Annotated in this window: 12 protein-coding genes; 4 read left to right on the top strand and 8 right to left on the bottom strand. The window is 43.1% G+C overall.

The features are described from left to right. Positions 1–493: 493 nt before the first annotated feature. Positions 494–3,133, bottom strand: a complete 2,640-nt coding sequence (polA, locus tag H7U01_RS02000) for a DNA polymerase I (protein ID WP_201041039.1) — start codon at positions 3,131–3,133, stop codon at positions 494–496. Between the two features lie 174 nt (positions 3,134–3,307). On the opposite strand from polA, the gene H7U01_RS01995 reads away from it, so the two are divergent. Continuing rightward, the gene (locus H7U01_RS01995; protein WP_201041038.1) at positions 3,308–5,656 is read left to right on the top strand and encodes an endonuclease MutS2; all 2,349 of its coding nucleotides are present in this window, start codon (positions 3,308–3,310) and stop codon (positions 5,654–5,656) included. 102 nt (positions 5,657–5,758) lie between these two features. Here H7U01_RS01995 and H7U01_RS01990 read toward each other — a convergent pair whose 3' ends face one another. Continuing rightward, entirely contained in the window at positions 5,759–6,301 is a 543-nt protein-coding gene (locus tag H7U01_RS01990) for a CvpA family protein (protein ID WP_002884677.1), read from the bottom strand. Then, a complete protein-coding gene (gene zapA / locus H7U01_RS01985) occupies positions 6,298–6,612 on the bottom strand; it encodes a cell division protein ZapA (RefSeq protein ID WP_004183554.1) in 315 nt (104 codons plus the stop codon). The genes H7U01_RS01990 and zapA overlap by 4 nt, the downstream gene beginning before the upstream one ends. A gap of 316 nt (positions 6,613–6,928) precedes the next feature. Here zapA and rnhC point away from each other — a divergent pair, with 316 nt between their 5' ends. From rnhC to H7U01_RS01970, 3 genes are read left to right on the top strand one after another with little or no spacing between them, the layout of a single operon-like run. Beyond that, positions 6,929–7,819, top strand: coding sequence for a ribonuclease HIII (rnhC, locus tag H7U01_RS01980; protein WP_037604730.1), 891 nt, complete (start codon positions 6,929–6,931; stop codon positions 7,817–7,819). 18 nt (positions 7,820–7,837) lie between these two features. Then, positions 7,838–8,479, top strand: coding sequence for a signal peptidase I (gene lepB / locus H7U01_RS01975; protein ID WP_002884233.1), 642 nt, complete (start codon positions 7,838–7,840; stop codon positions 8,477–8,479). A gap of 60 nt (positions 8,480–8,539) precedes the next feature. After that, a complete protein-coding gene (locus H7U01_RS01970; RefSeq protein WP_201041037.1) occupies positions 8,540–11,044 on the top strand; it encodes an ATP-dependent RecD-like DNA helicase in 2,505 nt (834 codons plus the stop codon). 51 nt (positions 11,045–11,095) lie between these two features. On the opposite strand, the gene H7U01_RS01965 is transcribed toward H7U01_RS01970, so the two are convergent. The 5 genes from H7U01_RS01965 to tsaB are packed head-to-tail and all read right to left on the bottom strand — an operon-like array spanning position 11,096 to position 14,267. After that, positions 11,096–11,422 carry an AzlD domain-containing protein gene (locus H7U01_RS01965; protein WP_014635057.1) on the bottom strand — a complete coding sequence of 109 codons (327 nt, stop codon included), beginning with the start codon at positions 11,420–11,422 and terminating at the stop codon, positions 11,096–11,098. Further along, the gene (locus tag H7U01_RS01960) at positions 11,409–12,101 is read right to left on the bottom strand and encodes an AzlC family ABC transporter permease (RefSeq protein WP_048790108.1); all 693 of its coding nucleotides are present in this window, start codon (positions 12,099–12,101) and stop codon (positions 11,409–11,411) included. The genes H7U01_RS01965 and H7U01_RS01960 overlap by 14 nt, the downstream gene beginning before the upstream one ends. 51 nt (positions 12,102–12,152) lie before the next feature. Then, the gene (gene tsaD, locus H7U01_RS01955) at positions 12,153–13,166 is read right to left on the bottom strand and encodes a tRNA (adenosine(37)-N6)-threonylcarbamoyltransferase complex transferase subunit TsaD (RefSeq protein WP_014635059.1); all 1,014 of its coding nucleotides are present in this window, start codon (positions 13,164–13,166) and stop codon (positions 12,153–12,155) included. Then, positions 13,166–13,621: a ribosomal protein S18-alanine N-acetyltransferase gene (gene rimI, locus H7U01_RS01950; RefSeq protein ID WP_064523119.1), complete on the bottom strand. Its 456-nt coding sequence runs from the start codon at positions 13,619–13,621 to the stop codon at positions 13,166–13,168. Before rimI ends, tsaD begins: the two co-directional genes overlap by 1 nt. After that, positions 13,581–14,267, bottom strand: a complete 687-nt coding sequence (tsaB, locus tag H7U01_RS01945; protein ID WP_064523122.1) for a tRNA (adenosine(37)-N6)-threonylcarbamoyltransferase complex dimerization subunit type 1 TsaB — start codon at positions 14,265–14,267, stop codon at positions 13,581–13,583. Before tsaB ends, rimI begins: the two co-directional genes overlap by 41 nt. Between the last annotated feature and the right edge of the window lie 142 nt (positions 14,268–14,409).

The following is a 14,409-nucleotide window of genomic DNA, read 5'->3' as shown; positions in this document are numbered from 1 at the left end:
GGTTAACGATTAATCAATTTAATTATATAACTAAAATTAGAAATGTTTATTCCAAATTTATTTGAGAGCTGTTCTAAGTTATTCCTTCCTTTCTAAGTTCATAGATTAGAACTTGTGACTTGCTCTTCGGATGAAAGCCTCTGCTACCGGCCAAGGCTTAAGAAACCACCGATTCAGCACCACCTTTGCTAGCTGACCCGACTAGCAAGTCTCATTAGTATATTAGCTACTGGTCGGGAAACCCTATCTAATATAACACTTTAGGGGAACTTTTTTGATACATCGTTAAAAACTTTTCGGAACCACTAGCATAGCTGGTGGTTTTCAATAGGCAAAAAAGCTGGACCTCAGTCCAGCTTTCATCTGTCTATTTCTACTTGGTCATAAAGTAGGTGATAATCACCAATACTGCTACAATACCTAGGACAACAGCCAGGAATCCTAGCATGTAACGCAAGAGAAAGTAGGTAAATGGAAAATTTTCTTTCATGTTTTACTTTGCCTCATACCATGTGCGGCCGTCATTCTCATCTGCAATGAGTGGGACAGCGAGTTCGACTGCAGCTTCCATGGTTTCTTTAACCAAGGCTTTCATCGCTACAAGTTCATCGTTTGGCACCTCAAGGACGATTTCATCATGCACTTGGAGGAGCATCTTAGTTTTATAGCCACCTTCTACCAAAGCCTTGTCTAAGTTAATCATAGCAATCTTGAGGATATCAGCAGCACTTCCCTGAATAGGCGAGTTGATGGCTGTACGCTCTGCGAAGTTGCGAACATTAAAGTTACGAGAATTGATATCTGGCAACTCACGACGGCGATGGAAGAGGGTTTCTACATAACCCTTATCCTTGGCCTCACGAACCACATTATCCATATAGGCCTTGATACCAGGATAACGCTCAAAGTAGGTGTCGATATACTCCTTGGCCTTTTTACGGCTAATGCCAAGGTTGTTAGAAAGGCCGAAGTCAGAAATGCCATAAACGATACCGAAGTTAACAGCCTTGGCGTTACGACGATCGTTAGGTGTGACATCCTCTGGCTTTTCAATGCCAAAAACACGCATGGCTGTAGAGGTATGGATATCTGCCCCCTCTTTAAAGGCTGCAATCAAATGCTCATCTCCCGAAATATGGGCAAGCACGCGCAACTCAATCTGTGAGTAATCCGAGCTTAAAAGCACTGCATCCTCAGTCGATGGGACAAAGGCCTTACGAATGAGACGACCTTGCTCCAAGCGAACGGGGATATTTTGCAGGTTGGGATCCACTGATGACAGACGTCCTGTCTGAGTTAGATCCTGCACATAACGGGTATGGATTTTGCCATCCTCAAGGATATAATCCTGAAGCCCCAAGACATAGGTAGACTGAAGCTTAGTAATTTGGCGGTACTCCAAAATCTTAGCTACGATTGGAGCAATCGGTGCTAATCGTTCAAGGACATCCACAGCTGTTGAGTAACCGGTCTTGGTTTTCTTAGTGTATTCCAAAGGTAGCCCCATCTTTTCAAAAAGGATAACACCCAACTGTTTAGGCGAGTTAATATTGAACTCCTCGCCCGCCATTTCGTAGATTTCTTGGGTCAATTTATCGATAACTACTTGGTTTTCCACTGCCATCTCGTTAAGGGTTTGTCCCTTAACCTTAATACCAGCGATTTCCATCTTGGCTAGTACATTTGCCAGTGGTAATTCCATATCAAAGAGGAGCTCTGATTGAACGTGTTCAGCCAATTTTTCGAGCATGACCGGTTTGGCAACCTGAAGGACTTTGACTTTCTTAGCCAGGTGGCTGAGTAAGACCTCTTTTTCAGGAACCGCACGCTTAGCTCCCTTGCCATAGACCACTTCATCTGTTTCCAACGGTAGGTCCGTATAGAGGCGGGCAATGGTTGACAATTCATTGTCTTCAACGGTTGAGAGCAGATACTTGGCCAGACGGGCATCAAAATTAGCCGTCGGCAAGTCAATACCTAGATGGCTCAAAAGGACCTTACTACGCTTGAAATCGTAGATATTAACAGCTTTTGAAAGAGCTGCCTGGAATGCCTCTGATTTAAGTAGGTCTGTATCTGTAGACGCATAAATCTGCTTGTCATTCCCCCAAGCAAAACCGATGATAGGTTCTGTGTGATAATTGTCACCGAGAATTTCAAAATAGAAGAAATCATCAGAGCTAAAGTGATCCGCTGTCACTTGGCTAGGCTCAGTATAGGCCACATCAAAATCCTGCGGCACAGCCTCTCCACCAAGGGCATTTTTGAACTGAACAAAGCCCATCTCGTCATAAAAGGCTGCCAATTTTTCAAGGTCAGGTCCCGTAAAGGCTGTATCATCTAGGCCAATTTCAATAGGAGACTGGGTATCAATGGTCGCCAGTGTTTTAGAGAGGAAGGCTTGTTCCTTGTCATTGATAAGATTTTCCTTCATTTTGGACTTCTTCATCTCATCAATATGCTCATAGATACCTTCAAGAGAACCGTGTTCCAAGAGGAGCTTGAGACCAGTCTTTTCACCAATCTTAGTAACTCCTGGAATATTATCGGACTTATCACCCATGAGAGCCTTGAGGTCGATGAATTGCGCTGGGGTAATCCCCATTTTCTCCATGAGGTAGTCGGGTGTGAAGGCCTCAAACTCAGCCACACCTTTCTTCGAAATCTCAACGACTGTGTTTTCGTCAGTCAGCTGAATCAAGTCTTTATCCCCAGAGACAACAGTAATTTGATAGTCCTCACTGGTATTTTCAGCCATCTTAGCCAAGGTACCGATAATGTCGTCTGCCTCATACTGAGCCAGGTCATAATAGGCAATACCACGTGCAGCCAACATCTCACGGATATAAGGAAACTGCTCACGGAATTCCTCTGGAGTCTTGGCACGACCAGCCTTATAGTCCGCAAACATCTCTGTACGGAAAGTTGTTTTACCCGCATCAAAGGCTACCAAGACATGAGTCGGTTGGATACGCTCAAGCAGGTTGTCCAACATGAGGTGGAAGCCATAAATGGCATTGGTATGAAGGCCACTATTGTTACGAAAACGGTCAATTTGATTATAAAGTGCGAAAAAGGCACGAAAGGCAACGGATGAACCGTCAATTAGGAGTAATTTTTTCTGATTAGTCATAGGTTTATTATAGCATAGATGAGAGCATTGGTTTTAATTGAAAACCTCTTATTTTAGGGAGACTCTTTTGTAAAAATAGCTAGTCAACATCTGATGACAAGAGTCCGCTCATAAAACGACCTCAGGCATTTCCCACCTCCACGCCCCATAGGCAAATGTGCTATAATAGAAGCTATGAACACAAAGATTTTAGACCAATTAGAATTTAACAAGGTCAAGGACCAGTTCACAGAATACCTGCAGACCGAACAGGCTAAGGCGGAGTTACGTGACTTGGTGCCTATGACCAATCCAGAGAGAATTCAAAATCAATTTACAGAAATCCAAGAAATGGCAGAGATTCTCGTAGAACACCACGGCTTTGCCATTGGTAGCTTGCGAGATATTTCTGAACCCTTGCGTCGCTTGGAATTGGATGCTGACCTCAACATTCAGGAGCTTATTGCCATCAAGAAGGTGCTGCAAGCTTCAGCTGACCTTGGTCGCTTCTACGCTGACCTTGAAAATGTTGAGCTCGTCGCTCTAAAACGTCTTTTCGAAAAGATTGAGGCCTTCCCAAGTCTACAAGGCAGTCTTCAAAGCATCAATGACGGTGGTTTCATTGAGCATTTTGCTAGCCCAGAGTTGCAAAATATCCGTCGTCAACTCAAATCTTGTGATGATGCCATTCGCCAGACCTTGCAAGACATTCTCAAGAAATCTGGCCACATGTTGGCTGAGAGTTTGATTGCTAGTCGTAATGATCGTTCAGTGCTGCCTGTCAAAAATACCTACCGTAACCGTATTGCTGGGGTTGTGCATGACATCTCAAGCTCTGGAAACACAGTGTATATCGAGCCACGCGCCGTTATACAGCTTAACGAAGAAATTACACAATTACGTGCAGACGAACGTCATGAGATGGCTCGTATCCTGCATGAATTGTCTGATCAACTCCGTCCACAAGCCGCTGCGATTGCCAACAACGCTTGGATTTTGGGCCACATAGACTTCATTCGAGGAAAATACCTCTATCTCCAAGATAAGAAGGCGGTTATTCCAAAGATTAGTGACAACCAAACACTTCAACTGCTTAACGTTCGTCACCCTCTCTTGGTCAACCCAGTAGCCAACGATTTACGCTTTGATGAGGACCTCACAGCCATTGTCATTACAGGTCCCAATACCGGTGGTAAAACGGTCATGCTTAAAACTCTAGGACTAGCACAGCTAATGGCTCAATCTGGTCTTCCAATCTTAGCCGATAAGGGCAGCCGTGTGGCCATTTTCCAAGAGATTTTTGCGGACATCGGAGATGAACAGTCTATCGAACAGAGTTTGTCAACATTCTCTAGTCACATGACTCACATTGTCGAGATTCTGGACGCTGCCGATAGCAACAGTCTTGTCTTGGTCGATGAGCTTGGGGCTGGTACCGACCCTCAGGAAGGAGCTAGTCTAGCCATGGCAATCCTAGAGCACCTCCGTTTGAGCCAGATTAAGACCATGGCTACTACTCACTATCCTGAGCTTAAGGCCTATGGAATTGAGACGCAACATGTGGAAAATGCCAGCATGGAGTTTGACACAGCGACTTTAAGTCCTACCTATCGTTTTATGCAGGGGGTTCCAGGTCGCTCAAACGCCTTTGAGATTGCTCGCCGCCTCGGTTTGAATGAGATTATTGTCAAGGAAGCAGAAAACCTCACAGATACTGATAGTGATGTCAACCGTATCATCGAGCAACTTGAAGCTCAATCTGTGGAAACACAAAAACGTCTGGAACACATCAAGGACGTTGAGCAAGAAAACCTTAAATTCAACCGTGCGGTCAAGAAACTCTATAACGAATTCTCCCATGAGTACGACAAGGAACTCGAAAAGGCTCAGAAAGAAATTCAAGATATGGTGGATACAGCCTTGGCTGAGAGCGATAGTATTCTCAAAAATCTCCACGATAAGAGTCAACTCAAACCTCATGAAGTTATCGACGCCAAAGGAAAACTCAAGAAACTTGCCCCACAAGTGGACCTCTCTAAGAATAAGGTTCTTCGTAAGGCCAAGAAAGAAAAGGCTGCGCGTGCCCCTCGTGTCGGAGATGATATCATCGTTACCGCCTATGGTCAACGTGGTACCCTTACCAGTCAAGCCAAAAATGGTAACTGGGAAGCCCAGGTAGGTCTCATCAAGATGACACTCAAGGCGGATGAATTCACTCTTGTTCGTGCCCAAGCGGAAGCCCAACAACCTAAGAAGAAACAGATTAACGTGGTTAAAAAAGCCAAAAAGTCATCTGGCGGTCCTCGTGCCCGTCTAGACCTTCGTGGGAAACGTTACGAAGAAGCCATGCAAGAGCTTGATGCCTTTATTGACCAAGCCCTACTTAATAACATGAGTCAGGTGGACATCATCCACGGTATTGGTACAGGTGTCATCCGTGATGCCGTTACCAAATATCTCCGCCGTCATCGCCATGTTAAAAGTTTTGAATATGCCCCACAAAGTGCCGGTGGTTCCGGATGTACCATTGCAACCTTAGGGTAAAAATAGTTAAGAAAGACTGAGACCTTGTGTCCGGTCTTTTTCATATCCTACCAAAACAATGAACAAAAAAAGTCTCCCTTAATCAAGGAAGACTTCTATTTTCTATATCACACTTGTCCACAAATGCTGGATAATCTGACTAACTGGAAAATAACCATTAATCAAGATACGTAAAACCCAGCTCGATGACAAGAGCGTTTGAATGTTGTTCATAGGAACAGTCGCAAGAATATTCCCCAACATAGTCAAAGGCACAAGACTCACTAAGGTGGCCAAGACACCACCTACCACTTGGTAACGTCTCTGATCAAGTCGCTCAATTCTCACAAAATGGAAGAAAATACCAAGAAAGCGTAAGCCATAATAGGCTATACAGTAGATAGCAAAATAAGCAACGCCCGCATAATAGACACGGTCAAGTGAAAAGATGTTCTGATCTTTAAAGAAAGCTATACTAGCATCCTTGGTTGGATTGGTATAAGGTACCCAAAGATTGATAGCCTCTCCTAGCGACCGGTAGAAATAGGCCGCCACACACATGGCGATAATGACTGAAACCACGTAATAAGCTTGCATAAAGAGGCCTCGACGGTAGCCAATGTAGAAATTCCAAGCCATAATGGCTAAGACAAGGAGTCCAATCATGCGTCATCCTCATCGTCATTTGTAGCTGTCGCCTTAACCTTGAGCTGTTCAAGTTGCTTAGCTCTCAACGTTTCCAACTCTTTTTCCATATCTTCAACTTGAATTTCGCGTTCCAACTGAGTCGACAAAGAATTGATAGCCATTAGGATAGCGATTGTTTCATTGTCAGCATTTTTCATCTGCTCTTTGATAATTTTATATTTCTCGTGGGCAACACGCTCAACCTCTTCCATGAAAAGGTTGTCCTTATCAGTTGTTAGCGTGAGGTTCTTCTCTCCAAAATGAAATTTGTAACGGTTCTTATTTGCCATTTGCTTGTTAGCTGCCAATCAATGGTGGTCACGGATTCGCCACCGCAGCTTCTCCTTATTTTATTGCTTTTATATCGCCATTTGTTAGCAAGATTCAGACACTTACTCTGAGGCGTGTTCGATACTTAAATGCCAACCCATTTTCTCTAATTGTGGAAAAAAGAGCATGGTTAGGCATTCTCTTTCTAATCATTATATCCTAAATTTTAACTTTCGTAAATTTTAGACTTTGCACTTCTCTAGAAAAATAATTTTCAGGGATTCCGAGTCTGTAAAATATCTACCAATTCTCCTTTTTTGTGCTAAAATAGATTTCATGGGCACAATCGTATTAAAAATGACAGCAGAGCAGATTTCGACACTCCAGAAGGACCTGGCAAGCTATGCGACTGCGACTAAAAATCCTTATGCAAGCTTTTCAGCCAAGGTCGATGGAATAAGTGTCATCGCCTATACTTCAGGAAAGGTAACTTTCCAAGGAGCTAAGCCAGAAGTCTTGGCTAGCCGTTTTGGGTACCAAGCTGAATCTAAGCATTCACCTGATGGGCAAAACCTAGCCCTAATTGGATCAGATGAAGTCGGAAATGGCTCCTATTTTGGTGGTCTAGCTGTTGTAGCTAGTCTAGTTACCCCGGCTGACCATGCCTTTTTGAGATCTCTTGGGGTCGATGATTCTAAAAATCTTAATGATGTCAAGATTCGTCAGATTGCACCTATATTGGAGGAGAAAATTCCTCACAAGGCACTTCTTCTTTCGCCTAGAAAGTACAATGAAGTGGTCGGAGACGGTAAGAGTCATAATGCTGTGTCCGTTAAAGTAGCCCTCCACAATCAGGCTATCTTCCTATTGTTACAAACAGGTGCTAAACCAGATAAGATTGTCATTGATGCCTTCACCAGTGAGAAAAATTATCAGAAATACCTCAAGAATGAACGCAATCGCTTTGACTTTCCTATCACTTTAGAAGAAAAGGCTGAAGGGAAATACTTAGCTGTCGCGGTGAGCTCTATCATCGCTCGCAATCTCTTCCTGGAAAATCTTGACAAACTCAGCCAAGAGGTTGGCTACACCCTTCCTTCAGGTGCTGGCGCTAAATCTGACCAGGTCGCAGCTAAGCTTCTTCAAGCCTACGGAGATCAGGCTCTCCAAGCTACTGCTAAATATCATTTCGCCAATACCAAAAAAGCCTACCAACGCTTAAAATAACCCTGAAAGGCCTTAACTATGAAAAACAAATGGACCCAATACTTCCTCATTTTACTTCGTGAATGGGGACTCTTTATCCTCTTTATCACATTTTTCCTTTTGACTCGCCTCTTCCTTTGGCTCCCTGTCCAGGTTGACGGCCACTCAATGGATCCTACTCTAGCCAATAATCAACGTGTTATCGTTTTGAAACACACATCCATTGAACGCTTCGATATTGTCGTTGCCAAGGAAGTCGAAGACGGTAAGACGAAACAAATCGTCAAACGTATCATCGGTATGCCAGGTGATACCATTACCTATCAAAACGATAAACTTACTGTCAACGGTAAAGAAGTCAAGGAAGAATACCTCAAAGAATTCCAAGCTGCCTTTGCCAAGGATAAGCTACAAAAAGAATATGCTTACAACGATGACAAGAGCAAGAGTGGCTACTTCCAACAACTGGCTAAGGATGCCAAGGCCTTTACAACCAATGCTGACGGTAACACGACCTTCTCTGTTACTGTTCCTGAAGGTAAATATTTCCTACTTGGAGACAACCGTATTGTTTCCAAAGATAGTCGAGTAGTTGGTTACTTTGACAAGAGTGCTCTTGTAGGGGAAGTTAAATTCCGCTTCTGGCCACTTAATAAAATTGGTACCGTTGAGGATAACTAAAAACACTAAATAAGATAAGGTTGGGGAAACCCAGCCTTATTATGTATCTAGGAAAAACACATGCAAGATTTTTATTTTTCAGGAACTATCGAACGCGTCATTTTCGAAAACGCTAGTAATTTTTTCCGTATTCTACTCTTAGAAATTGACGAAACAGACAGTGATTTTGAGGACTATGAAATCATTGTTACAGGAACCATGGGAGATGTCATGGAAGGTGAAGATTATACCTTCTGGGGTCAGCTAACCAATCATCCCAAATATGGTGAACAACTCCAAATGACGCGCTACGAACGGTCAAAACCTTCTGCTAGCGGTCTTATCAAGTATTTCGCTAGCGACAATTTTAAGGGGATTGGTAAGAAAACAGCTGAGCGTATTGTCGAGATTTATGGCGAAGACCCAATTGACCAGATTCTCGAGGATCCTAGCAAGTTAGAACAGATTCCTAACCTTTCAAAGGTAAACCGAGAAGCCTTCGTTGCAAAGTTAAAAATCAACTATGGAACCGAGCAAATCTTGTCCAAACTTTCCAACTATGGACTCACACCAAAAGCTGCCTCACAAATTTTCAACCAATATAAGGAAGAATCGCTCAACCTTATCGAAGAACAACCTTATCTCTTGGTAGAGGAAGTTCAAGGAATCGGATTTAAAATAGCTGACCAACTAGCCGAACGCTTAGGAATTGCTAGTGATGCTCCTGAACGTTTACGAGCTGCCTTGATTCATTGTCTGCTAGAAGCCAGTATGGAAGAAGGCGACACCTACATCGAAGCCAAAGCTTTGCTCGAACGAACTATCATCCTTTTGGAAAGTGCTCGTCAGATTGAACTTGACCCTGCCTTGGTCGCTAAGGAATTAACCAATCTCATCCAAGAGGATAAAGTGCAAAATATAGAAACTAAAATCTTTGATAATACCCTATATTTTGCGGAACAGGGTATCTATACCCACCTAACTCGTATCATAAAAGACCAACCTGACATCAGTGCAGAGGACAAAATCCAAGCAAGTCTTGAAGAGGTGGAAGAGGAGCTTGGTATTACTTATGATAAGGTTCAAAAAGATGCCATTATCAAAGCCCTACAAAGCAAGGTCTTCATCCTGACAGGTGGTCCCGGGACAGGTAAAACCACCGTTATTAACGGAATCATTAAAACTTATGCCGACCTTCATGGTCTAGATCTCAAGAAGTCTGATTTGCCTATTATTTTAGCGGCACCAACAGGTCGGGCTGCTCGTCGGATGAACGAACTCACCCAACTCCCTAGCGCCACTATCCATAGACATTTGGGACTCAATAGCGAAGACGATTTCAAGACCTTAGAGGACTATCTCGATTGCGACTTGATTATCATCGATGAGTTTTCTATGGTTGATACTTGGTTGGCCAATCAACTCTTTGAAAGTATCTCTGATTCAACCCAAGTCATCATTGTGGGTGACCAAGACCAACTGCCTTCCGTAGGTCCTGGCCAGGTCTTGGCTGACCTTTTGCAGATTGATGACTTGCCTAAGGTTTCTCTGACCAAAATTTTCAGACAATCCGAGGATTCCACCATCGTTACTTTAGCTAGTCAGATGCGCCAAGGCCAACTCCCCGCTGATTTCACAGAGAAAAAGGCTGACCGCTCTTACTTTGAGGCCAATGCCAACCATATTCCACAGATGGTTCCTAAAATTGTCTCTGCCGCTATAAAGAGCGGGATTTCTGCTCAGGATGTTCAGATTCTAGCTCCCATGTACCGAGGACAGGCTGGTATTAACAATCTCAACACCATTATGCAGGACCTACTTAATCCTCAAGAAAAGGCCAATCAGTTTGCCTTTAATGACATTTTCTTCCGTAAGAACGACAAAATTCTCCATCTGGTCAACGATACCGAACTCAATGTCTTCAATGGCGACATCGGCATCATTACTGATCTCATCCCTGGTAAATATACTGAAAGCAAGCAGGACGAAATTTACATGTCCTTCGATGGCAATGAGGTTATCTATCCTCGTAACGAATGGAATAAGATTACTCTGGCCTATGCCATGTCAATCCACAAATCCCAAGGGAGTGAGTTCCCAGTCGTTATCCTTCCCATCACACGACAAAGTGGACGTATGCTACAACGTAACCTCATCTACACCGCCATCACACGTGCCAAGAGTAAGCTAGTCATGTTAGGAGAAATCGCAGCCTTTGATTATGCCGTTCGCAACGAGGGGGCTAAACGAAATACTTTTCTCATCCAACGTTTTGAACAAACTTATACACAAGCTGTTGATAAGTCTGTCGAAAAGATTGTTAAAAACGAGGCAACAGGCGCCTCCAATCAAACAAAAACGAAAAACAACGGCCCCTCAGAACCCCTTGAAAACAAAGACTTTTCGGAAAATATCAATCCATCCCAAGATCTTGTTAACACTTATTCACAGCCTGTGGATAAGTCTGTTAACAAACCTGTGCAAACAGAAGAAAACTATCGTTTAACTGAAGAAAATTGGGCAACTATAGATCCAATGATTGGTCTCAGTGAAGACGATATTGCTGCCTTTTTTAACAACAACTAAAAAAGACTTGGAAAACGACTCACTAAGAGCAACTCCAAGTCTTTTCATTTGCTAAAATACGAAACGAATCAGGGCCATAGATATTATACCAACGATTACTGCATAGAGCAGATTTTTGCTCTTAAAGGCTACAATTACCGTTGGCACAGTAGCCAGGATTTCCATCCACTTAAACTGTGGCAAGTGACCAATCTTCTCAGTCGTGAGACTAGAGAGAATCAGAGCAAAGAGGATAGAAACTGGTAAATAGTGCAAAAATCGAACAACGATATCTGGAAGCCCCTTGTATTTCACTAAAACAAAGGGAAGCACACGAGGAACCCAGCTGACCACAAACCCAAGTAGAATAGCAATGAGAATAAACTTATTGACGGCCATCACACATCACCCCCACACTACATCCAACCAAAGTAGCCACTAAAACAGCCAAAGATTCCGACAAGATGACACTAAAGCTCAGATAAGCCACAGCAATAGATAGTAAAATCAAGAGTAGCTTACGCACTCCTTCCCCTAACAAGACATCAATCTGACTACTTAACAAACCAATAAACATGGCAATCAAAGCAAAATCCAAACCAAATAGCTCAGGATTAGGAATCATGGAACCAATCAAACAACCAACAACTGATGATACAATCCAAACCAGATAGCTAAAAATATTGTTACCATGCATCCAGTTAGCAGGAATATCTTTATGATGCACATATTCTCCCAACAAGACACCATAACTTTCATCCGTAATCAGACTACCAATTCCCAGCTGATTCCAAAGGCTTGTTTTTGTAAAAATCGTCGTTGCATGTAAACTCATCAACATGTTACGCAAATTAACCAAGAAAACAGTCAAGGTTAACTCACCTAGACCAGCTCCTGCAACTACTAAGGCACACATGGCAAACTGGGCCGAGCCACCATATACTAAGGCACACATGAGGCCAACCTCAAGGGCTGATAGACCCGAAGCTGCTGCTACAACACCAAAGGCTAGACCAATAGCTACATAGCCTAAAGCTGTCGGTACCGCGGCTTTTACACCTAAACGAAAGTCAGACACACTCAATTCCTTTCTAAAGGAACCTCTTACCAAACTAGTAAGAGGTTCTTCTTATTCTTCAAATCCTGCAAAGGCTAGACTTGGTTTTGCATTCAAGTCCAACTCAGCAAAATGTTTTTGATCACATTCAATAGCGGCTGCTAGAGCAATCATGCCAGCATTGTCACCACAAAGACGTAAAGGCGGAATAACCACATCTACATCTGTGATTTCTTCAGCCAAACGTTCACGTAAGCCTTGATTAGCTGCCACACCACCTGCAACAACAAGTGTCTTGACAGGATAACGCTCCAAGGCTTTCTTAGTCTTAGCTAGGAGAATATCCAACACAGCAGCTTGGAAAGAAGCACAAAGGTCTTCTTTAATTAGGACGTCACCCTTTTGCTCTGCATTATGGTGCAAATTAATGAAGGCTGACTTCAAGCCTGAAAATGAAAACTCCAAGTGGTCTTCCTTAATCATAGCACGTGGAAAATCATAAACATCTTTCCCTTTATGAGCTAACTCATCAATTTCACGCCCGGCTGGGTAGGTCAACCCCATCACACGCCCGACCTTGTCATAGGCCTCACCAACTGCATCATCACGTGTCTCACCAACAATCTTGTAATTCCCCGGTTCTGACACATAAACCAACTCTGTGTGTCCCCCAGACACCAAAAGTGCTAAGAGGGGATATTCCAATTCTTGAACCTCACGCGCTGCCATAAGATGCCCAGCCATATGGTTAACTGGAATCAAAGGCAACCCATGTGCCCAAGCGAAGGCCTTAGCCGCTGCCATCCCGACCAAGAGCGCCCCGACCAAACCAGGACCATAGGTTACTGCTACAGCATCTAGTTGTTCAGCAGTAATTCCCGCCTCAGAAAGGGCATCTTTAATGCAAAGAGTCACCACTTCCACATGGTGACGACTAGCCACCTCAGGAACAACACCACCAAAACGTTTATGGCTTTCCACCTGACTGGCAATAATATTACTTAAAAGTTCTTTCTCATTTTTCAAAACGGCAACTGAAGTCTCATCACATGAGCTCTCCACTGCCAAAATATATCTATCTGCCATTAGACTTCCTCTCGCCTCATGATAACTGCATCTTCTTGAGGCTCATGATAATAATTTTTCCGAATTCCTAGACTTTCAAAACCAAATTTTCTATAAAGCGCCTGAGCGACTTGATTTGAAATCCTCACTTCTAGAAATATAGGCTCACTACGATCTTCCAAATGCTTCATCAACTGACTAGCATAACCACGCCCTTGATAAGCTTTTAAAACGGCGATATTGGTCACCTCGAGCTCACCCACCAAATTTTGAAGGGCTAAAAAACCAACAACTTCTTCCTGATCATACACATAGAAATATTCCGTAGTATCTAAAGCCAAGTCTGCTACCACTTGTTCTTTCGTCCACGGAGACTTGTCATAAACATCCGACAAAATCTGATAAATCAGTTGGGCTTGCTCTTGGCTACTCAGTCTAGACGCGCTTGATGTAGTTGTCACGGTTAGTCTCCTCATGCGTTTTAAGCCAATTCTCCTCTGCCTCAACCCGCTTCAAGTAATGTGGAACAAAAGCATCCACATCAACAGAAGGCAAAGACAAGCCTAAATGACCAATTAACTGAGCTGATGGAAGGTTAGACAAGATCGTTGCCTCTGGAAGACTTTCCTTAATCTGATCCACAAAATGAGCTACTTCACCGACAAATGTCACCTTTTCATAAACTTTAGCTTGCTCAAGAACATCTGTAAAGGCAGCATGACGATCAGGGGCGATAGCCTGACCATTTTCATAAAAACCAACGTAAACATTATTACGACGGGCATCCATGATAGGAATCACAACACCGTCAACCGAAAGGTTTGTCAGCGCCTGTAGACTTGAAACTCCCACTAAATCAATGTCAAGCGCATAGGCTAACGTCTTAGCTGTTGCGACAGCCACACGAAGCCCTGTGTAGGATCCAGGCCCCTGTGCAACCACAATACGTTCTAAATCAGACGGCTGCCAGCCTGCCTGAGCAACTAAAAAATCAATGGTGGGCATTAGACTAATACTGTGGTTCTTTTTTACTGTGACAGTTGTCTCTGCCACTAGTTTCTCATCTTCCAACAAGGCTACTGATAAAGCAGTGCTAGAAGTATCAAATGCTAATATTTTCATCTTTTTTCCTTGTTTCCTTTTATGCTTTTCTATTATAACACAAGTCACTGTTTCCCAGAAACGAACATTTTCCAACTTTTTCCACCATTTTCTTTATCTAGCCCTTATCTTATGGTACAATAATAGTAATTGTTAAACGAAT

It is taken from the genome of Streptococcus sp. 21.1 (assembly GCF_016648635.1).
GTDB lineage: Bacteria > Bacillota > Bacilli > Lactobacillales > Streptococcaceae > Streptococcus.
Note: the sequence above shows the minus strand (reverse complement) of the source record. Positions and strands in the feature narration are given on the sequence as shown.

Excerpts from the sequence above, each read along its gene's own strand:
- polA (WP_201041039.1), bottom strand. The coding sequence starts at position 3,133 with ATGACTAATCAGAAAAAATTACTCCTAATTGACGGTTCATCCGTTGCC.
- H7U01_RS01995 (WP_201041038.1), top strand. The coding sequence starts at position 3,308 with ATGAACACAAAGATTTTAGACCAATTAGAATTTAACAAGGTCAAGGAC.
- H7U01_RS01990 (WP_002884677.1), bottom strand. The coding sequence starts at position 6,301 with ATGATTGGACTCCTTGTCTTAGCCATTATGGCTTGGAATTTCTACATT.
- zapA (WP_004183554.1), bottom strand. The coding sequence starts at position 6,612 with ATGGCAAATAAGAACCGTTACAAATTTCATTTTGGAGAGAAGAACCTC.
- rnhC (WP_037604730.1), top strand. The coding sequence starts at position 6,929 with ATGGGCACAATCGTATTAAAAATGACAGCAGAGCAGATTTCGACACTC.
- lepB (WP_002884233.1), top strand. The coding sequence starts at position 7,838 with ATGAAAAACAAATGGACCCAATACTTCCTCATTTTACTTCGTGAATGG.
- H7U01_RS01970 (WP_201041037.1), top strand. The coding sequence starts at position 8,540 with ATGCAAGATTTTTATTTTTCAGGAACTATCGAACGCGTCATTTTCGAA.
- H7U01_RS01965 (WP_014635057.1), bottom strand. The coding sequence starts at position 11,422 with ATGGCCGTCAATAAGTTTATTCTCATTGCTATTCTACTTGGGTTTGTG.
- tsaD (WP_014635059.1), bottom strand. The coding sequence starts at position 13,166 with ATGGCAGATAGATATATTTTGGCAGTGGAGAGCTCATGTGATGAGACT.
- rimI (WP_064523119.1), bottom strand. The coding sequence starts at position 13,621 with ATGAGGAGACTAACCGTGACAACTACATCAAGCGCGTCTAGACTGAGT.
- tsaB (WP_064523122.1), bottom strand. The coding sequence starts at position 14,267 with ATGAAAATATTAGCATTTGATACTTCTAGCACTGCTTTATCAGTAGCC.